We start from the raw sequence: 19,597 nt of genomic DNA, 5'->3' as shown, positions 1-19,597 counted from the left end.
AGCCCGATGCCGGCCGCCTCCTCAAATGCGACTAAGAGGCATTTAGAGGATCGTTGACATTGTCATCGAATTATCTTTCACTGGCGCCAACACCTTAAAAAAAGGCCCGGCCGTCACGGCCCACAGCGGGAGGACCAGCATGACCATCACCCAGCGGGATCGCGATCTCGGCACGGCCTATGCGATGAAGCCGGCGCACACCCGCACCGAGCTCACCTCGGTTGTGCGCGGCACGCCGATGGGCGAACTGCTCCGCCGCTACTGGCATCCGGTCGGGCTCATCGGTGACGCCACCGACACCCCGAAGAAGGTGCGCGCGCTCGGCGAGGATCTCGTGCTGTTCCGCGACAAGCACGGCCGCCCCGGCCTGCTGCACGCCCGCTGCTGCCACCGCGGCACCACGCTCTATTATGGCAAGGTCGAGGAAGACGGCATCCGCTGCTGCTATCACGGCTGGAAGTTCGACACCGAGGGCCACTGCCTGGAGCAGCCCTGCGAGCCCGACGGCGGCCAGTTCAGGGACAAGGTGCGCCAGCCCTGGTATCCAGTCGAGGAGCGCTACGGCCTGATCTTCGCCTATATGGGCCCGGCCGAGAAACGTCCGGTGCTGCCGGCTTACGAATGCCTGGAGACAATGGACGACGGCGAGCTGGTCGAGGCCGACGATTCCTCGATCGGCGGCGGCGGCCCCGCGGTCATCCCCTGCAACTGGCTGCAGCATTTCGAGAACGTGGTCGATCCCTATCACGTGCCGGTGCTGCACGGCTCGTTCTCGGGACCGCAATTCACCAACATGATGGCGTCGATCCCCGAGGTGAAGTTCGAGAAGTCGCCGCGCGGCGTCCTCGTGCGCTCCGAACGCAAGCAGGACGACGGCAAGGTGTTTTATCGCGTCAGCGAGGCCGCGCTGCCGACCTTGCGTGTCGTGCCGAACCCGCGCGTCGCGCAGTTCGCCCGCGTCGAGTCGATCGGCTGGGTTCTTCCGATCGACGATGCGTCCTTCCGCATCTACGTCGCCGGCCGCGTCAAGGCTCCCGGCGAGATCAGCCGCATGCGCTCGAAATTCAACGGCAAGTTCTGGTGGGACATGACCGAGGAAGAGCACCAGCTATTCCCGGGCGATTACGAAGCCCAGGTCGGACAGGGCGAGACGACGGTTCACTCCGAGGAGCATTTCGGCCAGAGCGACCGCGGCATCCTGCTGATCCGGCGCATGCTGAGCGACCAGCTCGAAGCGCTCGCCGCAGGCCGCGACCCGATCGGCGTCTCGTTCGACGCAAGCGCGCCGCCGGTCGAATTCGAAGCGGGGAATTACATCCGCGAAGGATGAGCTATCAGCCCTCAGGGCTGGACCGACAACGATAACAAAGACAAATTGGGGGAAGCGATGGTCGATGTGACGTCACAAGTGTCGGTGCAAGCGGCTGCCGCGGCCAAGCCCTCGGCGCGGCGCTATTACGTGCTCGGGCTGCTCACAATCATCTACGCGCTGAACTTCCTGGACCGCACGATCTTCAACGTGCTGATCGAGCCGATCAAGAAGGAGTTTGCCCTCAGCGACACCATGATGGGCCTGCTCGCGGGCTTCGGCTTCGCGCTGTTCTATTCCCTGCTCGGCATTCCCATCGCCCGCGTCGCCGACCGGCTCAACCGGCGCAACATCGTGGCCGTGGCTTTTGCGTTCTGGAGCGCGATGACCGCGCTGTGCGGCGCGGCCACCAGCCTGACCTCGCTGGCGCTGGCGAGAATCGGCGTCGGCATCGGCGAGTCCGCGGGCTCGCCGGCCTCGCAGTCGATCGTCGCCGATCTCTTTGCCAAGAACGAGCGTCCACGCGCGCTCGGCATCTACGCCATCGGCACCTATCTCGGCGTCTTCCTCGGCTATTTCGTCGGCGGTTACATCAACCAGCACTATGGCTGGCGGATGGCCTTCTACGTCGCCGGCCTGCCCGGTATCCTGCTCGCACTGATCCTGTGGCTGACGATCTCCGAGCCGAAGCGCGGCGCCATGCAGGAGAGTTTCGTCCCCGAGCCGCTCGGGCCGACGCTGCGCTTCCTGGCGTCCCAGCGCAGCTTCATCGTCGTCCTGATCGGCTTCTGCCTCACCACCTACACCAACTACGCGACCGCGGCCTGGATCCCGCCGTTCCTGGCGCGCGTGCACCATCTGTCGAGCGCCGAGATCGGCACCTATGCCGGCACCTTCAAAGGCCTCGCCGGCATGGCCGGCACCCTGCTCGGCGGCTTCGTGGTGGCGCAGATCAGCCGCCGCGACGACCGCTGGAAGCTGTGGGCGCCCGCGATCACCTCAGGCCTCGCCGGGCCGGTGTTCGCGATCTGCATGCTGACGCAGGACTTCAAGATGATGGTCGCCATGCTGGCGCTGACCTCGTTCCTGGTCGGCTTCCATCTCGGCCCGATCTTCGCGATCGCGCAGACGGTGGCCAAGCCGAGCATGCGGGCGCTTGCCTCCGCGTTGATCGCACTCACCGCCACCTGCTTCGGCCAGGGTGTCGGCCCGCTCGCGGTCGGCATGGTCAACGATGCGCTGAAGGGCAGTTATGGCGCCGAGGCCGTGCGCTATTCCCTGCTCTCGGCCGCGGTCACGACCACGCTGGGTGCCCTCCTGTTCATCTGGGCCGCCCGCTCGATCCGCAATGATATCGGCCGGGTTGCCTGAGGCCACGGGCCTGCCCGGCGAAACCAGCCGGGCGGGCAGATGAAACCATTTTGCGGAACCCGCGAAACCATCCGGAAACAGATGGTCCTTAAGAGATGAGCCTACAGACGGCGGCAAAGCCCGTCGGGAGGCTCAGATGAACCACTCCATTCACTCTGCTGATCGTGCGACCCACCTGAAGATCGTGGTGGTGGCGCTGGTTGCCGGCATTGCGGTGGCCGGTTTCGGGATCGCAGCGCGCACCAACGCCGATTACAGCCAGACCGCCCAGTCCGCCCACGTGGTCAAGGCCGGCAAGCCGGTCGTGGTCACCAGCGCGGGCACGTCGGAGATTCGCTGAGACACACTGTTTCGGGCTGACCCATGGCCGCCTCCGGGCGGCCTTTTTCGTTTTCCAATGCAATACTTAGCCGAGATACACTGGCGAGGCCGCAACGTCCTTGACTTCACCAAGCCCCGCCTTTAAGTCCCCCCTCGTTCCGCGCGCTTTCAGCGAGCCACGCGGGAGTAGCTCAGTTGGTTAGAGCGCCGGCCTGTCACGCCGGAGGTCGCGGGTTCGAGCCCCGTCTCTCGCGCCATTTTGGCAACCCCTTCAAAAACTTAGCCCGAACTTCTCGATGCCTTTCGCGGCCTTGCCCGCGAAGTCGGGAACTCGTGGCATAGTCAGCCCGCGCCCGAATCGTCTACGCCTCGGGAACTTGCCGTGCTCAGCGCCGTCTTTCCGGCCACCGGCAAGAACCGAGGAGGCCAGATATGGCGAAGAAGGCAGCCGCTCCCGCCACCATCACCCTCAAGCATCTCGCCGCCGACATCGCGGAAAGCCAGGACCTGTCGAAGAAGCACGCCGAAGCCGTGCTCACCGACATGGTCGACCTGATCACCAAACACCTGAAGAAAGGCGACCGGGTCCGCATCGTCGGGCTCGGCATCCTCCAGGTCCGCAAGCGCGCCGCCCGCACCGGCCGCAATCCCGCCACCGGCGAGCCGATCCACATCAAGGCCAGCAAGAAGGTCGCGTTCCGACCGGTCAAGGAACTGAAAGAGGCGATCTAGAGCCATTTCCGTTCCGATTGCACCGGACGGGGCTCTAGACTCTAGTTTTAACGCGTTTTTCTTTACGCGAACCGGGATCCACTTTGCTCGAAAACGCTTTGCCTACTTTTCATTAAGCCTGATCCGTCATCGTTCCGGCCGCAAGGCGGCCCGCTTTTCTGGTATATCGCCTTTCTCCCCTGACCCGGCGGTTTGACCAGAAATGTCCTCCCTCATCTTTTCGCACACCGTGACCGAGCGCTTCCTGCGCTACGTCACCATCGACACCCAGTCCGATCCGGAATCCCCTCGCTCGCCCTCGACCGAGAAGCAGAAAGATCTCGGCCGCGTGCTCGCCGCCGAGCTCAAGGCAATGGGCGTCGAGGACGCCCATCTCGACGAGTTCGGCTACGTCTACGGAACGATTCCGGCCAATACGACCAAGAAGGTGCCGGTGATCTGCTTCTGCTCGCACATGGACACCTCGCCCGACGTCACCGGCAAGGACGTCAAGCCGCAAATGGTGAAGAACTATCGCGGCGGCGACATCACCCTGCCTGGCGACACCAGCCAGGTGATCCGCTTTGCCGAGCACCCCGCGCTGAAGAACCAGATCGGCAACGACATCATCACGACCGACGGCACCACGCTGCTGGGCGCCGACAACAAGGCCGGCGTCGCCGAGATCATGGATGCCGCGCATTTCTTCATCAACAATCCCGACGTGAAGCACGGCACCATCAAGATCCTGTTCACGCCCGACGAGGAGATCGGCCGCGGCGTCGACAATGTCGATCTGAAGAAGCTCGGCGCCGATTTCGGCTACACCATGGACGGCGAGAGCGCCGGCAGCGTCGAGGACGAGACCTTCTCGGCCGACGGCGCCACCATCACCATCAACGGCGTCAGCGCCCATCCCGGCTATGCCAAGGGCAAGATGGAGCACGCGATCAAGATCGCGGCCGCCATCGTCGAGCGCCTGCCCAGGGAAGGCTGCTCGCCGGAGACGACCTCAGGCAAGCAGGGCTTTCTGCATCCGATCGGGATCGACGGCGCGCTGGAGCAGGCGACGCTGTCCTTCATCGTGCGCGACTTCACCGAGGAAGGGCTGAAGGAGAAGGAGGTTCTGCTCGAGGGCATCGTCCAGGACGTGATGAAGGATTATCCGCGCTCGACCTACACATTCGAGGTGCGGGAGCAGTACCGCAACATGAAGCAGGTGATCGACCGTCACCCGCACATCCTCGAATACGCCATCGAGGCGATCCGCCGCGCCGGCCTGCGGCCGATGCGCACCGCGATCCGCGGCGGCACCGACGGCTCGCGCCTGTCCTTCATGGGCCTGCCCTGCCCCAACATCTTTGCCGGCGAGCACGCGTTTCATTCGCGGCTCGAATGGGTCAGCCGGCAGGACATGGAAAAGGCGGTGCAGACCATCGTCCATCTCGCGATGATCTGGGAGGAGAAGGCCTAGCGCCTTTCATGGACACCGACATGGCCGGGCTTGCTCCCGGCCATTGTCCGGGCGCATAGCAGCGTCGCCAATCCTGGATCTGCATTTCATGCAACACATCGCATCCGGTCGCGCCAGGCTCGCAACAGAGGTTGCGGGCGACGGCACTGCCGTCGTCTTTCTTCATGCCAACGTGTGCGACCGGCGCATGTGGCGCGCACAATTGAACGGGATTGCTGGCACTCACAAGGCGGTCGCCTATGACCGACGCGGGTTCGGCGAAACGCGCGCCGAGCCCGAAGACTTTTCGGCCCTCGCAGACCTCGTGGCGGTGCTGGAGGCGACTGCGAACGGCAAACCCGCAATCCTCGTCGGCTGCTCTCTCGGTGGTCGCATCGCGCTCGATGCCGCTGTCCGGCACCCGTCGCGTGTTCACGCCTCGTTCTGATTGCCCCGAATGTCGCGGGCGCCCCCGATCCGGTCTATTCCCCCGACATCGAGGAACTGATGAAGCAATCGAGGGAGGCCGAGGCATCCGGCGACCTCGATCGGATGAACGCGATGAAGGCGCGCCTCTGGCTGGATGGACCGCTCGCGCCCGAAGGTCGCGTCGCCGGTCCCGCTCGCGATCTGCTGCTTGATATGAACGGCCTCGCGCTCCGCTCTCCACCGTTCGGCTCAGATGTTGACATCCGCCCCTTCTTCCACCGGCTTGGTGAGGTCGCGGTGCCGACCCTGGTCGTGTGGGGCGATCTCGATTTCCCTTACGTTCAAGAACGCTGTCGCCATGTCGTCGCGGCTGTCCCGGGGGCGGAGGGCCACGAACTGTCGGACGTGGCCCATCTGCCCAGTCTGGAGCGCCCAGCTGAAATCACGTCTCTCATTGCCGGATTCATCCACCGGCATGCGGGAGCAGACCTGTAGGCTTACGGCACCGGCATCGTACGTGGGCTGCGATGGAAGCGGTTCGAGCTTGCCATCCAGTTCGGCAACGGCTCTCCGTCGCGATGCCGACCACCGGCGACCGCTGCAGCCCAGGCCACGGCGGCGCCGATCAGGGCCGCAGCGGCGACCGAGAAGGCGACGATGACCGAGTTGCGCCGCGCGCGGCTGATGGCCGTATGGGCCTCCGCGATTGCCGCGTCGACCCGCCGCTCGGAGTCCGGCGCCGCCAGTCCCGTCAGTGCGGCGACCTGCTGCACCAGATAGGTTCGATCGTCGGTGCTGACGCCGCCATGGCTCGACGACGTCATCAGGATGCGTCCGGCTTCGGCGCGGGCTTCCCGCATGTCGGTGTTGGGTGGCCGCCGCGGGGCGCGGAACAGCTTATCCAGCTCATAGCTCAACAGCGGCTCGGCGGAGGTTGCAGTCCCGGCCGAACTGCGCATCGGCGAACGGTCGATCGCGGCAGCACCGATGATGGCCAGCAGCGCCGCGCCGATCAGCACGGCGAGAGCCCAAGACATCAGCCCGTGCAGCCCGTCCCGCCGCTCGGCATCGTCCTCGATCGTCGCCAGCGCCGGCGCCGGTTGCGTGATCCGGCCGGCGATGTAACCGCCGAAGCCGAAGCTGATGATCGCCTGGATGATCAGATACAGCCCGGAGAGCAGCGCCAGCGCCACCGACGCATCGCGCCATGTCGGCGAGGCCGAACTGACACCGAGGCCGATGGCAACGCCAAAGCTGACCAGGATGAACGACATTGCCCCCGCGGCGAAGGCGCCTGCGAGCACCGAGCTCCACTGGATGGTGCGGCGGTCCTCGGCAGAAGCCAGGCCGCCCTCCATCGCGTTGTCCTGAACGAGAGTTTCCATTGCCGTTCTCTCAGCGCAGGCCGAAGAACGACAGGATCGCCATGATCACGACGATCAAGCCGATGAGATAAATCAGTCCGTCCATAGCCCATCCTCCTCAAATGTTTCTGCTCGCTAATGGGGAGGAATGACGAACGTTCCTAATTCAGCATCGGGCGTGGAACGAACCGGCGAGATGCGGATTGTCTGCTCGAGTCCCAAGGATGAAGATTGTGAGCACAAAAGGCCTCAGCCGGTCAGCCCCGGGCTGGGGCCTTCCTTTTGCGCTTCCTGTCCTATGTTAACGACGCCGGCTCTCCGATCCTCAAGGATGCGACCGGGGCGGAACCTCCGGATCGGGGAGAGCCGCGTGGATCGCAGAACGGCGTGCCTTCATCAGGCAGATGCATTTCGGGAAAAGGCGATCGCCGATCCCGAGCAGCACGACAAATGGATCGACGAAGCCATCAAATGGCTGGAGCTGGCGATGGAAGCCGGCCGTTGCGCCATCGTCTCGGTCGAACCCGGCGATGTTCCAGAGATGGCACGCGAAGCGGCAGCCGATGCTCAACTGAGCCCGATCACGCGCCAATGAGCTGCTCACGTCCTGCGGCAATTGTTCAAGGGACGTAACAATGTTGCGGGTCGACACTGTTCCCGCCGCCATGCTAGGCCGGGCACAGACCGCAACGAAAGTGACGACGTGCTCGCGACCCGCCAGCCCTCAGGATTTCGCCGCCCCCGCAACTGGCGCGGGCTGCTGTCTGTGCTGATCGCGGTCGTCTATCTGCTCGCGGGCGCGCTGCACGGCCTGCACGACATCGACGTCACCACGCCCGGCGGCGGCTCGGAGATTGCTGCGGTGCTTGATGGCTCAACCGGCCACGGCGACCACAAGGCGATCGGCGGGCATCATTGCCATGGCTGCTTCTCGGTGGCGGTGGTCCAGCCGGCGCCGACGGCCGCATCGGTGGCGCTTGCGTCGACAACGCGCCCGCAACGTGCACCCCGGCTCGCCGGCATTGTCCCCGATACCGACTCCCCGCCTCCCAAGCATATTGCCTGAACGGATTGGTCGGGCGCCTGCGCCCATTAGGTTCATCCTTCACAGGTCGGTTTCATGTTTTGCAGGGGAATGGCCGCGCGCATGGCGTGCGCGGCAGCGTGTCTGATTGCCGGATTGGCGCTCGCGCCGTCTCACGCCCAGACCTTGACGATGCGCAGCGCGTTGTCGCGCGCGCTGGCCGCGAGCCCGCGGCTCACGGCGGCGGAGCGCGACGTTGGCGTCGCCACGGGCCAGCGCATCCAGGCGGGCGCGCTTCTCAATCCGGAACTGTCCTACGAGCAGGACAATTCGTTCGGCTCCGGCAACTATCGCGGCACGCGATCGGCCGAGACCACGCTTCAGATCAGCCAGGCCTTCGAGCTGTTCGGCAAGCGCGAGGCGCGGATTGCCGCGGGCGCCGCCGGCATCGAGGTCGCCGCGATCCAGCGCAAGGCCGTCAGGCTGGAGGTGTTGTCGGAGACCGCGATCGCGTTCCTCAGCGTGCTCGGCGCCCAGCGGCGCATCCAGATCCTCGACGAGCAGATTACCGCCATTGACCAGCTGACGCCGCTCTTGCGCCGCCGCGTCGAGGCCGGCGCCTCCTCGCCGGCCGAAACCGGCCGCGCCGAGGTCGCCTCCGCCCTGGTGAAGGCCGACCGCGAGCGCTTCAAGGCGACGCTGGCGAGCGCCCGGCGCGAGCTTGCGGTGCTGATGGGCGATCCCGCCGCGAAATTCGGCGAGGTCTCCGGCCGGCTCGATACCATGGGCAAGCCGCCGACGTTCCAGTCGGTGGTCGCCGCCATCGATGCCAATCCGCAGCTGGTGCGCTGGACCGCGGTTTACGCGCAGCGGAATGCTGAACTGCTGATGGCGCGGCTCAGGCCTTATCCCGACGTGCGGATCGCCGCCGGCTGGCGCCATTTCAACGAGACCAATGACGACGCGGTGCGCCTCTCCGTCTCGGTGCCGATCCCCGTGTTCGACCAGAACCAGGGCAATATCCTCTCGGCGCAGGAAAGCCTCGCCAAGACCAAGGCCGAGCGCGAGGCCAATCGCAACACGCTGATCGTGATTGCCGGCCGCGCCTACGATTCGCTCCAGGGTTCGCTGCGCGAACTCGCGGTGCTGCGCGAGACCGCCATCCCCAAGGCCACTGAAGCTTCGGAGGCGATCTCGCAAGGTTACGGCCAGGGTCGATTCACGCTGCTCGAAGTCCTCGACGCGCAGGCAAGCGTCACCCAGGCGCGGCTGCGCGAGCAGGAGGCGCTCCAGAACTTCCACGCCGGCGTTGCGATCATCGAAGGCCTCGTCGGCAATCCCTTCACGCTGGCGCGGGAGAGCGCACGATGAAGACGTCCTCCACCATTCTCGCCGCCGTCATTGCCGCCGCACTCGGCGCCTTCGGCTATTCACTGGTCGCGCCGGCCAGGGTCGCGCCCGCCGAACATGCCGCGGAGAAGAAGCCAGAGAAGCCGAACGACCATGTCGAGCAGGACGAGCACGGCGCAGACCGCATCCGCATCTCCGACGTCAAGCTGGCAGCGGCCGGCGTGACCTTGGCGGAAGCCGCAAGTGCGGCGCTGACCGATACGCTCGCCTTCAACGGCATTTTGCGCGCCAATCAGGAGGCGGTCGTTCAGGTCACGCCGCGCTTTCCGGGCATCGTCAAATCGATCCAGAAGCGCATCGGCGACAAGGTGGCCAAGGACGATCTGCTCGCCGCGATCGAGAGCAACCAGAGCCTCACCGTCTACGAGCTCAAGGCGCCGATCGCCGGCACCATCATCGAGCGGCAGATCTCGCTCGGCGAATATGCGTCGGAGCAGAAGCCGGCCTTCGTCGTCGCCGACCTCTCCTCGATCTGGGTCGACCTGTCGATCTACCGGCAGGACCTCCGGCGCGTCCGGATCAACGACGAGGTGCTGATCGATCCCGACGACGGCCGCGGCGAGATCAAGGGCACCATCTCCTACATGGCACCGATCGGCTCGAGCGAGACCCAGACCGCGCTGGCGCGCGTGGTGCTGCCCAATCCCGACGGGCGCTTGCGTCCCGGCCTGTTCGTCACGGCGCGGCTGATCCTCGCAGCGCGCAACGTCGCGGTCGCCGTGCGCCGCAGCGCGATCCAGACGCTGGAGAACAGGACCATCGTGTTCGTCCGCGAGGACGGCGACAAGATCGAGGCACGCCCGGTGGAGCTCGGCGACTCCGATCCGAGGTTCGTGGAGATCCGTGCCGGGCTCTCGGTCGGCGAGCGCTATGTCGCCGAGAACAGCTTCGTCGTGAAGGCGGAGATGGGCAAGGGAGACGCGGACCATGATTGACGCCCTCCTCGCCTTCTCGGTCCGCCAGCGCTGGCTGGTGGTCCTGTTCGCCCTTGCCGCGGGCGCCTTCGGCGTCTGGAATTTCACGCGCCTGCCGATCGACGCAGTGCCCGACGTCACCAACGTCCAGGTCCAGATCAACACGCGGGCGCCGGGCCTGTCGCCGCTCGAAGCGGAGCAGCGCATCACCTTCCCGCTCGAGACCGCGATGGGCGGCCTGCCCAGGCTCGACTACACCCGTTCGATCTCGCGCTATGGCCTGAGCCAGGTCACCGTCGTGTTCCAGGACGGCACCGACATCTATTTTGCGCGCCAGCTTGTCAACGAACGCATCCAGCAGGCGAAGGACCAGCTGCCTGCAGGTACCGAGGTTGCGATGGGGCCGGTCTCGACCGGGCTCGGCGAGATCTACGTCTACTCCGTCGAGGCCAAGGCCGGCGCGACATCGCCGACCGGCGCCGAATTCACTCCGACGGAGCTGCGCACCATCCAGGACTGGATCATCAAGCCGCAGCTGCGCACCATCCCGGGCGTGATCGAGGTCAACTCGATCGGCGGCTATGAGCGGCAATTCCACGTGCTGCCGATCCCCGGCCGGCTGATGGCCTACAAGCTCGGCTTCCGCGACATCATGACGGCGCTCGCCGCCAACAATGCCAATATCGGCGCCGGCTATATCGAACGCAACGGCGAGCAATATCTCGTCCGCGCCCCCGGCCAGGTCGCCAACATCGAGGACATCAGAGACATCGTGATCGGCTCGCGCGGCGGCGTGCCGGTGCGCATCCGCGACGTCGCCGACGTGCAGGAGGGCCAGGACCTGCGCTCGGGTGCGGCGACGGCGAACGGCAGCGAAACCGTGCTCGGCACCGCCATGCTGCTGATCGGCGAGAACAGCCGCACGGTAGCCCAGCGCGTGAAGGCCAGGCTCGCCGAGATCGCGAAGTCGCTGCCCGACGGTGTGATCGCACGCGCCGTCTACGACCGCACGCATCTGGTCGAAGCGACCATCCAGACCGTCGAGAAGAACCTCGTCGAGGGCGCAGCGCTGGTGATCGCGGTGCTGTTCCTGATTCTCGGCAACATCCGCGCCGCATTGATCACCGCCTGCGTCATCCCGCTGTCGATGCTGTTCACGATCACGGGCATGGTCGAGAGCAAGGTCAGCGCCAATCTGATGAGCCTCGGCGCCATCGATTTCGGCATCATCGTCGACGGCGCGGTCATCATCGTGGAGAACTGCCTGCGGCTGCTCGCTGCCGAGCAGCATCGCCGCGGCCGGCTGCTGTCGCTGGAAGAACGGCTCGAGACCATCCGCGCGGCGAGCGGCGAGGTGATCAAGCCGAGCCTGTTCGGCACGCTGATCATTGCCGTGGTCTACCTGCCGGTGCTGACGCTGACCGGGACCGAAGGCAAGATGTTCACGCCGATGGCGCTGACCGTGCTGATGGCGCTCGCCGGCGCGGCGCTGCTGTCGGTCACCTTCGTCCCGGCCGCCATCGCGATCTTCGTCACCGGCAAGGTCTCGGAGAAGGAGAACATTTTCATGCGCGAAGCGAAGCGGCTTTACGTGCCGCTGCTCGACCGCGCCATTCGCTACCGCGCCAGCGTCGCACTCGGTGCCGTGCTGATCGTCGCCGGCAGCCTTTTCGCCGCGACCCGCATGGGCGGCGAGTTCATCCCGAGCCTGGATGAAGGCGACATCACCATCGAGACCATCCGGATTCCCGGCACCAGCCTGACCCAGAGCGTCGACATGCAGCTGCGGCTGGAGAAGGCGGTCAAGCAGGTGCCGGAGGTCGCGACCATCTTCTCCAAGGTCGGCACCGCCGAGATTGCCAATGACCCGATGCCGCCGAACGTCGCCGACACCTATGTCACGCTGAAGCCGCGCGAGGAATGGCTCGATCCCGCCAAGCCGAAGAACGAGGTGATCGAGGAGATCGAACGCGCCGCCAACACCCTGCCCGGCACGGCCTATGGCATGACCCAGCCGATCCAGATGCGCTTCAACGAGCTCATCGCCGGCATCCGCAGCGACGTCGGCGTCAAGATCTTCGGCGACGATCTCGACGTGCTCGCCGGGATCGCCCAGCAGGTCAACGGCGTGGTCCGCGGCATCGAGGGTGCCGCCGACGTCAAGACCGAGCAGATCGCGGGCCTGCCGATCCTCACCGTCAAGCTCGACCGCCAGGCGCTGTCGCGCTACGGCCTCAGCCTCGGCGAGGTGCAGAATCTGGTCGAGATCGCGATCGGCGGCAAGCCGGTCGGCAAGCTGTTCGAAGGCGATCGCCGCTTCGACATCGTGGTGCGGCTGCCGGAAAACCTGCGAGCCGACCCCGAGACGATCAAGTCGCTGCCGATCCCGCTGCCGCCGGGGGAGGATGCGGCCGCCGTCACCAAGACCGCCTGGCCGGGTGCATCGGGGACGGCGCTGCGCTACGTACCGCTGTCCTCGGTCGCGGCCATCGAGATCGCGCCGGGCCCGAACCAGATCAGCCGCGAGAACGGCAAGCGCCGCGTGGTGGTGATGGCCAACGTCCGCGGGCGCGACCTGCGCTCCTTCGTCGCCGAGACGCAAGCCGCCGTCGCCGAGAAGGTCAAGCTGCCGCCGGGCTACTGGATCGGCTGGGGCGGACAGTTCGAGCAGTTGGTCTCCGCCACCAAGCGGCTGACGATCGTGGTGCCGGTGGCACTGCTGCTGGTGTTCCTGCTGCTGTTCATGGGCATGGGATCGGCGGCGGATGCGGCGCTGGTGTTCTCCGGCGTACCGCTGGCCCTGACCGGCGGCGTCGCGGCGCTGCTGCTGCGCGGGATTCCCTTGTCCATCAGCGCCGGCGTCGGCTTCATCGCGCTGTCGGGCGTCGCCGTGCTCAACGGCCTCGTCATCATCGCCTTCATCGAACGGCTGCGCAGCGAGGGACGGCCCATCGCCGACGCCGTGCGCGAGGGCGCGTTGACGCGGCTGCGGCCGGTGCTGATGACGGCGCTGGTCGCCTCCCTCGGCTTCGTTCCTATGGCCATCGCCACCGGCGCCGGCGCCGAAGTGCAGCGGCCGCTTGCGACCGTGGTGATCGGCGGCATCATCTCCTCGACCATGCTGACACTGCTGGTGCTGCCGGCGCTCTACGTGCTGTTCCGCCGTGACGTGAGAAGCGAAACGCCTACAATGGCGACCGATTTGGCAGCTTCCGGGGAGCGCTAGAGGTGGGCAACCACGACCATCACGGTCATGACCATCATGACCATGCCGGCCATGACCATGGGCACGATCACGGCCATGCCCACGGTCCCGGCCACGCGCATGTCCATGCGCCCGCCAGTTTCGGCAAGGCGTTCGCGATCGGTATCGCGCTCAACACCGCGCTGGTGGTGGCCGAGGCGGTCTATGGCTATATCGGCAACTCCACCGCGCTGCTTGCGGACGCCGGCCACAACCTGTCCGACGTGCTCGGCCTGGTCGTGGCCTGGGGCGCGTCGATCGCGGCAAAGCGCGCGCCGAGCGGCCGCTTCACCTATGGCCTGCGCGCTTCCACCATTCTTGCAGCGCTGGCGAATGCGGTCTTCCTGCTGGTCGCGACCGGCGCGATCGGCTGGGAAGCGATCCTGCGGCTGCGCGAGCCGGAGCCGGTCGCGGGCGTGACCGTGATGGTGGTCGCCGGCATCGGCATCCTCATCAACGGCTTTACGGCCATGCTGTTCGCCAGCGGTCGCAAGGACGACATCAACATCGAAGGCGCCTATCTGCACATGGCCGCCGACGCTGCGGTCTCGCTCGGCGTCGTGGTCTCGGCGGCGCTGATCATCTGGACCGGCTGGCTCTGGCTCGATCCCGTCACCAGCCTCGTCATCTGCGCCACCATCCTCTGGAGCACGACGAGCCTGCTGCGCGGCTCCATCAACATGTCGATGGCCGCGGCGCCCAAGGGCACCGACCTGGCCGCAATCAGGGCATTCCTGCTGGCGCGGCCGGGCGTGTCGGCGATCCACGATCTCCACGTCTGGCCGATCTCGACCACCGAGACGGCGCTGACCTGCCACCTCGTCATGCCCACTGGGGCCGCCGACGCATTCCTGATGGAGACGGCGCAGCTGCTGAAGACATCCTTCCGCATCGGCCACACCACGCTCCAGGTCGAGACCCATCCGGACAATGGCTGCGCGCTGGCGCCGGATGATGTGGTGTAGGGGGTTGCTGCGGATGATATTCGCCGATTGAGCGCATACGCATCTACACTGTCACTAGGAATGACGAGGTTGGCGCAGCGTCCCAAATCTCTCACCGTCACCCTGAGGTGGCCGCTTCTTCAGCGGCCCTCGAAGGGCGACGGCCCGGCTGCATCCCGGCCGTTCATCCTTCGAGGCTCTCGGCGCGATGCTGAGCATCGCGCCACTCGCACCTCAGGATGACGGGTCTGATAGAGACGCAAACCGCTACGATAGCTTGCGCTTACCCCGCCTTCGCCGTCACGATCCAGATCGCGCCCTGCAGCGCCACGCTCTGCCCCTTCAGGAACGGCGCGAGCATTTCGCGGATCGAGGCTTTTGCGGCCTCGTACGTCTCGGGCGGATGGCCTTGCAGCGCCCGGCTGGCGGGGCCGATCTGGAGCGCGCCGTCGACCGCGGCGTCGAGCCCGCCGCCGATCGCGATGTCCATCGCAAGATTGTGCGGCTCCATCGCCACGTCCGCGAAGCCGGCACCTTTCAGGATGCGCATCACGCGCTCCTCCGAGGCGAAGGCGAACGGGCCCGGCTCCTCCGGCCCGACCGGCGGCATCTTCGGCACGTGTTTGTAGACCGCCATCAGCGGCGCCATCATCCACGGGTTTTCCTTGGGCTCGCGCCAGCAGGCAAAGGCGAGCCGCCCGGACGGCTTCAGCGCACGGCGGAGATTGGTGAAGGACGCAATCGGATCGGCGAAGAACATGACGCCGAAGCGCGAGGCCAGGAGGTCGAAACTCGCCGGTTCGAACGGATGCACCGTCGCATCCGCCAGCACGAAGTCGAGCGGCAGGCCTTTCGGCGAAAACGCACGCGCCTGCGAGAGCATGGGATCGGAGACGTCGAGACCGAGTGCGAAGCCATCAGGCGCCACCGCCTTCGCGAACGCCACGGTCGTCGCGCCGGAGCCGCAACCGACGTCGATCACACGCTCGCCCGGCTTCGGCCCGGCGCGATCGACCAGGACGTCCGCGATCGGCCCGAGCAGCTTCTCCTGCACCGCATGGCGGTCGGCCCAGCGCTGCCCGCTCGGTCCGTTCCAATAGGCAATCTGGTCGGCGTTCTCTGCGTGTCCGCTTGGCTGTTGCATCATATCTCCGGTCATTCCCGTTCACGCGACGCCTGCCGCCATCGCCGTCCAATCGCGCGGCCGCCGGCACAGCGGCGATATCACGTCAGGCCCCCCGGCGCAGCCCTTTGTTGGGCGAGCTCGGCCGCTGCTCTGCTCGACATGCTGCAACGCAGGCGGCTTGAATGGGTTCGCCCCGGGGTGGTAGAAGCGCTGCATGCGTTCATTGATAAAGAAGATCCCTGCCCTGAGGCGGGCTTATTACCGTCACAAGATGCGGCGGCCACAGAGCCAGTCGAACGAAACCGTCATTTTGGATCGCTTGGCGGAACGCTGCGAAAAGACATTCGTCGAATTCGGTTTCCACCCTGCCGAATTCAACTGCGCCAGCCTGGCGCGTCGGCCCGATTGGAGGGGTCTTCTCATAGACGGCAATCGGACCCAGGTTGAAGATGCGAAAGCGTTGCTGCCACCGAACGTAGAGGCAGTTCATAGCTTCCTCAGCCTCGAGAACATCGGCTCTATTGCTTCTCATTTTCGAAAGATCGGCGTCCTGTCAATCGACGTGGACGGCAACGATTACTGGTTCCTCAAGGCCCTGATCGACTCAAGGCCAGATGTGATCTCGGTGGAGTATAATTCAACATTCGGCGTAGAGCCGATAAGCGTGCCTTACGATCCTGCTTTCGACCGACATCAAAAGCACAGCAGCGGATGGTATCACGGCGCTTCGCTGACCGCCCTCGCCGGTTTGTGCCGCCAGCACGGCTATGGTCTGGCGGCAATTTCGGACAATGGCGGCAACGCCTTTTTCACGCCGGACGGCACCTTGGATCCGATCAGGGAATGGCGGCCGAGCACGTTCCGGCAGAGCTATTCCGGAATCGCTCAGCCCGGCCAGTGGGAAGCCGTCAAGTCACTCCCCTATATCAGAGTCTGATGTAAGCCGTTGCGGGACTTGAGGCGATCGGGGAGCGCTTGTCTCCGAGGATTTCATAACACGGGCGGCGCTCTAACCAGTTGAGCCAACCGCACCTCACCGGAAGGACGGCTCCCGGACGCAAGGCCTGTTCCGGCGACGCCGGATGCGGGCCGTCGCTGCCGCCGCGGAGTTGACACGATCGGGCACCGCTGGTCTAACTCGGGAAACATGGGGTAACCCTTTGAAATCCGAAAGATCAGTCGGCATCGATTGCCTGCGCGCAATCGCCATTATCTGGGTCCTGCTCTATCATTTCGTCCCGATGCAGGTATTCAACCGGGGCACCTTTGGCGTCCTGCTGTTCTTCATCATCAGCGGTTATTGCATCGCGTTCAGCGTCGATAGCTCGAAGACTGCCTGGCACTTCTACGCAAAGCGGGTTGGCCGGCTGGTGCCCGCGCTGATCGTCTGCGGCTTTCTGACCACGTTGTTCAAGCACCTGGCTCCGGATCTCGTCGAGCATGGCCGGGAAGCACCGTGGCTCCATTACGCCTACACGCCCTTCGCGCTTGCCACGCTCAACGTTCTCCAGAAGAACTACGCGCCCCCGGACTGGGCCTACTGGTCCTTGATGATCGAGTTTCAGTTCTACTTTTTCTGCTGCATGATGATGGCTCTGGGCCAGAAGCAGCGCCTGATCATGATGCTGTGCGCGATCACCGTCTTTCGCACGTTGACCACCAGCACCGACTACTACACGTCGAACGATTTCTTTCCGTTCTTCATTGCTGGAATGAGCGTGGCCGCCATCGTGAAGGGGCGCACGAAGGAAGCGGTTGCGGGTCTTGCTGTGGCTGCCTCCGTCGAACTCTATCATCTCGTCTTCCACTACAGGCAGCCGTCCGTTCCGATCGAGATGTACCGCTCGGTGCTGCTCTGGGTCGGGACGGCGGCGGTCTACCTTGCTGCCCGGTACGACCATCTGTTGCCGCGGTGGTTCGGCGTTTTCGCCTTCGTCGGCCTGATCAGCTATCCGCTCTACCTGATCCATCAGGATGTCGGGAACATGATCCTGCAATGGGCACACATCGGCCGCGACTCGACTCCGGACTTGCTGGTACGGGCCTTCGTCCTCCCGTCGTTCCTCGGCGGAATCGCCTGGCTGGTCTATGCGCTCGTCGAGAAACCCACGATCAAACCGCTGACCGCCTTCCTGGCCAACCCGCTCGCCTGGCTCCGCCAATGGCAAGCGGCGACGATCCCGATCGCGGCGGACGAGCCCAGCGGCGATGTCGCGCCTCAGGAGCTGGTGCGATAACGTCAATCAAATTCCGCAAAGCCCGCCGGCCGCCGATCGCGCGGCCTCAACCGATGCGCCTGACGAGCCGCGCCGGATTTCCGCCCATCACGACATTCGGCTCGACATCGGCAGTGATCAGGCTGCCGGCCATGACCTGAACATTGTCGCCGATGGTCCTGTTCGGAACGACGCCGCTCTTGATGCCGAAGAAGCAATTGGCGCCGACCTTGACTCCTCCGCCGAACGTCACACCGGCCGTCACCTGGGACAGCGCACCGAGAACACAATCGTGGTCGACGCTGGAAAGGGTGTTGACGATGGTGTCACGCCCGATCAGGGCTCTCGAGCCGACGACAGCACCGGCACAAATCACGGCGCCGCTCTCGATCTCGGCGTCCCGCGCGACGAAGGCTGTCGGAGCGACGCACGGCGGCATGTTCACCCTGGCTGCCCGCAAGCGCGAGGCACAGAGTTCGCGCGCCGCGTTGGCGCCTATTCCGAGATAGGCGTCCCCGGGCGGAAGCTCACGGAAATAGTCGTCCTCGGACATCACGCTTCCGGGCAGCGCCGCCTCGCCGTCCGGGCTGCGCACGACAAAGACGGGCGAGACATCGAGGAACGAGGCGATCACGCGCGCATGGCCGCCTCCACCGAAGATATATGCCTTAGCCATTATACCTTAGCCCTGGGATTTCTTCGTCAGCATGTAGGCCATCACGACACCATCGCTCTTGCGCGACAGGGAGGTCTCCGTCGCGAGCACGGCTTCGGACTGCTCCCATTTGTGAATACGGAAGACGATACGGTCCTTAATGTCGGCGTTGGCAAAGTAGTAGATGTCGCGCGAGACCGTGCTCTGTTCGGAAAACTCCGCCGAGTATCGCAGCGCGCAGATGTCGCTGATGATGGGATAGGACGCGAAGTAGAGCAGCCCGACGCCATTGACGTCGTGAAATGGTATGATGTCGTATTCCGTCTCGAACAGCGGCGCTGCCGGCGTCCTTGCCCTCACCTCACGGTATTCCGACACGAAGGCCGGCAGCGGAACTTCCGGAATCGGACAATTCGGCGGAATCGTCGGCTGCCCCTTCAGGAGCGAAGTGTTGTTCGCTTCGCCACGCCGGGAAAAATTCGACATCAGGCGCGCCTCACCCGCAGCAAGGTCGTGGCGCAGCGTGATGTCCGAGATGAACGTGCCGGCTCCGAACCGGGAAATCGTCCCGGTGAGATCGAGGCCGCTATCCTCGCCGATCGCACTGAGCGGCTTGCGCAGCGAATAGCCGATGCGCGTGAACGTGGCGTACAGGCGGTTGCCTCCGCCGTCCTTCAATGCCGAGCTCGGGCTGCCGAGGCCCGAGGTGATCATGGTCCAGTGCATGTCGCCGAGCTCCTTCAGGAGCCAGGACTCCGACAGCCCTGCCATCGCCATCTGCGGCATGTTCACGAACAGGCTGCGCCGCTCCATGGCCGCCGCTGCGGATGCGCGCGAAGGCTGCTGCACCGACGAAAGGGCCAGGATGTCGTTCAGGGTCTCCACGCGTCCCCAGGCCTCGTCACTGACGGGCCGTCCAAGCGCAGTCTCGATCCTTCCCCTCAGCACCACCAGCCCGAAACTGTCGATCGGCAGATCCGCGAGCGGAGCAGAAAAGTCGGGGCTGCCGGGTACCTCTTCCGCAATGATCTGGCGCAGCATCCGACGTCCCCTGGCAAGTCTTTCTCGCGCGACCGCCCCGACGGAAGCATTCCCTTGTTGGGGCA

At 65.2% G+C, this 19,597-nt stretch carries 18 protein-coding genes, 1 tRNA gene and 1 pseudogene; 15 read left to right on the top strand and 5 right to left on the bottom strand.

Features of this window, described 5'->3' with window-relative positions:
- Positions 1 to 139: 139 nt before the first annotated feature.
- From RAD15_RS15615 to RAD15_RS15580, 8 genes and pseudogenes are all read left to right on the top strand, one after another.
- Positions 140 to 1,330, top strand: coding sequence for a Rieske 2Fe-2S domain-containing protein (locus RAD15_RS15615; RefSeq protein WP_458178875.1), 1,191 nt, complete (start codon positions 140 to 142; stop codon positions 1,328 to 1,330).
- Between the two features lie 57 nt (positions 1,331 to 1,387).
- Entirely contained in the window at positions 1,388 to 2,680 is a 1,293-nt protein-coding gene (locus tag RAD15_RS15610; protein WP_458178873.1) for a spinster family MFS transporter, read from the top strand.
- A 136-nt stretch (positions 2,681 to 2,816) separates the two neighbouring features.
- Positions 2,817 to 3,020, top strand: a complete 204-nt coding sequence (locus RAD15_RS15605) for a hypothetical protein (RefSeq protein WP_458178871.1) — start codon at positions 2,817 to 2,819, stop codon at positions 3,018 to 3,020.
- 161 nt (positions 3,021 to 3,181) lie between these two features.
- Positions 3,182 to 3,258 (top strand) — tRNA-Asp (locus RAD15_RS15600).
- 166 nt (positions 3,259 to 3,424) lie between these two features.
- Positions 3,425 to 3,733: pseudogene (locus RAD15_RS15595) on the top strand (HU family DNA-binding protein); the annotation flags it as partial.
- Positions 3,734 to 3,935: 202 nt separating this feature from the next.
- Complete coding sequence (gene pepT / locus RAD15_RS15590) at positions 3,936 to 5,186, top strand: peptidase T (protein ID WP_458178869.1); 1,251 nt, start codon at positions 3,936 to 3,938, stop codon at positions 5,184 to 5,186.
- 88 nt (positions 5,187 to 5,274) lie between these two features.
- Positions 5,275 to 5,613, top strand: coding sequence for an alpha/beta fold hydrolase (locus RAD15_RS15585; RefSeq protein WP_458178867.1), 339 nt, complete (start codon positions 5,275 to 5,277; stop codon positions 5,611 to 5,613).
- A gap of 59 nt (positions 5,614 to 5,672) precedes the next feature.
- The gene (locus RAD15_RS15580) at positions 5,673 to 6,089 is read left to right on the top strand and encodes a hypothetical protein (protein ID WP_458178865.1); all 417 of its coding nucleotides are present in this window, start codon (positions 5,673 to 5,675) and stop codon (positions 6,087 to 6,089) included.
- A gap of 2 nt (positions 6,090 to 6,091) precedes the next feature.
- On the opposite strand, the gene RAD15_RS15575 is transcribed toward RAD15_RS15580, so the two are convergent.
- Positions 6,092 to 6,979, bottom strand: a complete 888-nt coding sequence (locus tag RAD15_RS15575) for a hypothetical protein (protein WP_458178863.1) — start codon at positions 6,977 to 6,979, stop codon at positions 6,092 to 6,094.
- A gap of 304 nt (positions 6,980 to 7,283) precedes the next feature.
- Entirely contained in the window at positions 7,284 to 7,610 is a 327-nt protein-coding gene (locus RAD15_RS15570; RefSeq protein WP_458178861.1) for a hypothetical protein, read from the bottom strand.
- Positions 7,611 to 7,661: 51 nt separating this feature from the next.
- On the opposite strand from RAD15_RS15570, the gene RAD15_RS15565 reads away from it, so the two are divergent.
- Genes RAD15_RS15565 through RAD15_RS15545 form a run of 5 tightly spaced genes read left to right on the top strand, consistent with a single transcriptional unit; the run spans position 7,662 to position 14,515 of the window.
- Complete coding sequence (locus RAD15_RS15565; protein ID WP_458178859.1) at positions 7,662 to 8,024, top strand: hypothetical protein; 363 nt, start codon at positions 7,662 to 7,664, stop codon at positions 8,022 to 8,024.
- A gap of 54 nt (positions 8,025 to 8,078) precedes the next feature.
- Entirely contained in the window at positions 8,079 to 9,353 is a 1,275-nt protein-coding gene (gene ihpA / locus RAD15_RS15560) for a divalent metal ion exporter subunit IhpA (RefSeq protein ID WP_458178857.1), read from the top strand.
- Positions 9,350 to 10,327, top strand: coding sequence for a divalent metal ion exporter adaptor subunit IhpB (gene ihpB, locus RAD15_RS15555; protein ID WP_458178855.1), 978 nt, complete (start codon positions 9,350 to 9,352; stop codon positions 10,325 to 10,327). Before ihpA ends, ihpB begins: the two co-directional genes overlap by 4 nt.
- Positions 10,320 to 13,532 carry a divalent metal ion exporter subunit IhpC gene (gene ihpC, locus RAD15_RS15550; protein ID WP_458178853.1) on the top strand — a complete coding sequence of 1,071 codons (3,213 nt, stop codon included), beginning with the start codon at positions 10,320 to 10,322 and terminating at the stop codon, positions 13,530 to 13,532. Before ihpB ends, ihpC begins: the two co-directional genes overlap by 8 nt.
- A gap of 2 nt (positions 13,533 to 13,534) precedes the next feature.
- A complete protein-coding gene (locus RAD15_RS15545; RefSeq protein WP_458178851.1) occupies positions 13,535 to 14,515 on the top strand; it encodes a cation diffusion facilitator family transporter in 981 nt (326 codons plus the stop codon).
- A 262-nt stretch (positions 14,516 to 14,777) separates the two neighbouring features.
- Here the strand turns inward: RAD15_RS15545 and RAD15_RS15540 are convergent, their stop codons facing one another.
- Complete coding sequence (locus tag RAD15_RS15540) at positions 14,778 to 15,638, bottom strand: class I SAM-dependent methyltransferase (protein ID WP_458178849.1); 861 nt, start codon at positions 15,636 to 15,638, stop codon at positions 14,778 to 14,780.
- A gap of 196 nt (positions 15,639 to 15,834) precedes the next feature.
- Between RAD15_RS15540 and RAD15_RS15535 the strand changes: the two genes are divergently transcribed.
- Both RAD15_RS15535 and RAD15_RS15530 read left to right on the top strand, forming a co-directional pair.
- On the top strand, positions 15,835 to 16,557 hold the full coding sequence (locus RAD15_RS15535; protein WP_458178847.1) for a hypothetical protein: 723 nt from the start codon (positions 15,835 to 15,837) through the stop codon (positions 16,555 to 16,557).
- A gap of 223 nt (positions 16,558 to 16,780) precedes the next feature.
- The gene (locus RAD15_RS15530) at positions 16,781 to 17,857 is read left to right on the top strand and encodes an acyltransferase family protein (protein ID WP_458178845.1); all 1,077 of its coding nucleotides are present in this window, start codon (positions 16,781 to 16,783) and stop codon (positions 17,855 to 17,857) included.
- A gap of 46 nt (positions 17,858 to 17,903) precedes the next feature.
- On the opposite strand, the gene RAD15_RS15525 is transcribed toward RAD15_RS15530, so the two are convergent.
- Together RAD15_RS15525 and RAD15_RS15520 are read right to left on the bottom strand one after the other, a co-directional pair.
- Positions 17,904 to 18,512 (bottom strand): acetyltransferase, encoded by a 609-nt coding sequence (locus RAD15_RS15525; RefSeq protein ID WP_458178843.1) that lies wholly within the window; start codon positions 18,510 to 18,512, stop codon positions 17,904 to 17,906.
- Between the two features lie 6 nt (positions 18,513 to 18,518).
- Complete coding sequence (locus RAD15_RS15520; RefSeq protein ID WP_458178841.1) at positions 18,519 to 19,532, bottom strand: Pnap_2097 family protein; 1,014 nt, start codon at positions 19,530 to 19,532, stop codon at positions 18,519 to 18,521.
- Between the last annotated feature and the right edge of the window lie 65 nt (positions 19,533 to 19,597).

Source organism: Bradyrhizobium sp. 14AA (genome assembly GCF_054185205.1).
The sequence above is the reverse complement of the archived record's forward strand: the minus strand, read 5'-3'. Positions and strand labels throughout refer to the sequence as shown.

What these genes read in the sequence shown, in the direction of transcription:
- RAD15_RS15535 (WP_458178847.1), top strand. Translation starts at nt 15,835, where the DNA reads ATGCGTTCATTGATAAAGAAGATCCCTGCCCTGAGGCGGGCTTATTAC.
- RAD15_RS15580 (WP_458178865.1), top strand. Translation starts at nt 5,673, where the DNA reads ATGAAGCAATCGAGGGAGGCCGAGGCATCCGGCGACCTCGATCGGATG.
- RAD15_RS15575 (WP_458178863.1), bottom strand. Translation starts at nt 6,979, where the DNA reads ATGGAAACTCTCGTTCAGGACAACGCGATGGAGGGCGGCCTGGCTTCT.
- RAD15_RS15525 (WP_458178843.1), bottom strand. Translation starts at nt 18,512, where the DNA reads ATGGCTAAGGCATATATCTTCGGTGGAGGCGGCCATGCGCGCGTGATC.
- RAD15_RS15605 (WP_458178871.1), top strand. Translation starts at nt 2,817, where the DNA reads ATGAACCACTCCATTCACTCTGCTGATCGTGCGACCCACCTGAAGATC.
- ihpB (WP_458178855.1), top strand. Translation starts at nt 9,350, where the DNA reads ATGAAGACGTCCTCCACCATTCTCGCCGCCGTCATTGCCGCCGCACTC.
- RAD15_RS15610 (WP_458178873.1), top strand. Translation starts at nt 1,388, where the DNA reads ATGGTCGATGTGACGTCACAAGTGTCGGTGCAAGCGGCTGCCGCGGCC.
- pepT (WP_458178869.1), top strand. Translation starts at nt 3,936, where the DNA reads ATGTCCTCCCTCATCTTTTCGCACACCGTGACCGAGCGCTTCCTGCGC.
- ihpC (WP_458178853.1), top strand. Translation starts at nt 10,320, where the DNA reads ATGATTGACGCCCTCCTCGCCTTCTCGGTCCGCCAGCGCTGGCTGGTG.
- RAD15_RS15520 (WP_458178841.1), bottom strand. Translation starts at nt 19,532, where the DNA reads ATGCTGCGCCAGATCATTGCGGAAGAGGTACCCGGCAGCCCCGACTTT.
- RAD15_RS15585 (WP_458178867.1), top strand. Translation starts at nt 5,275, where the DNA reads ATGCAACACATCGCATCCGGTCGCGCCAGGCTCGCAACAGAGGTTGCG.
- RAD15_RS15540 (WP_458178849.1), bottom strand. Translation starts at nt 15,638, where the DNA reads ATGCAACAGCCAAGCGGACACGCAGAGAACGCCGACCAGATTGCCTAT.
- ihpA (WP_458178857.1), top strand. Translation starts at nt 8,079, where the DNA reads ATGTTTTGCAGGGGAATGGCCGCGCGCATGGCGTGCGCGGCAGCGTGT.
- RAD15_RS15615 (WP_458178875.1), top strand. Translation starts at nt 140, where the DNA reads ATGACCATCACCCAGCGGGATCGCGATCTCGGCACGGCCTATGCGATG.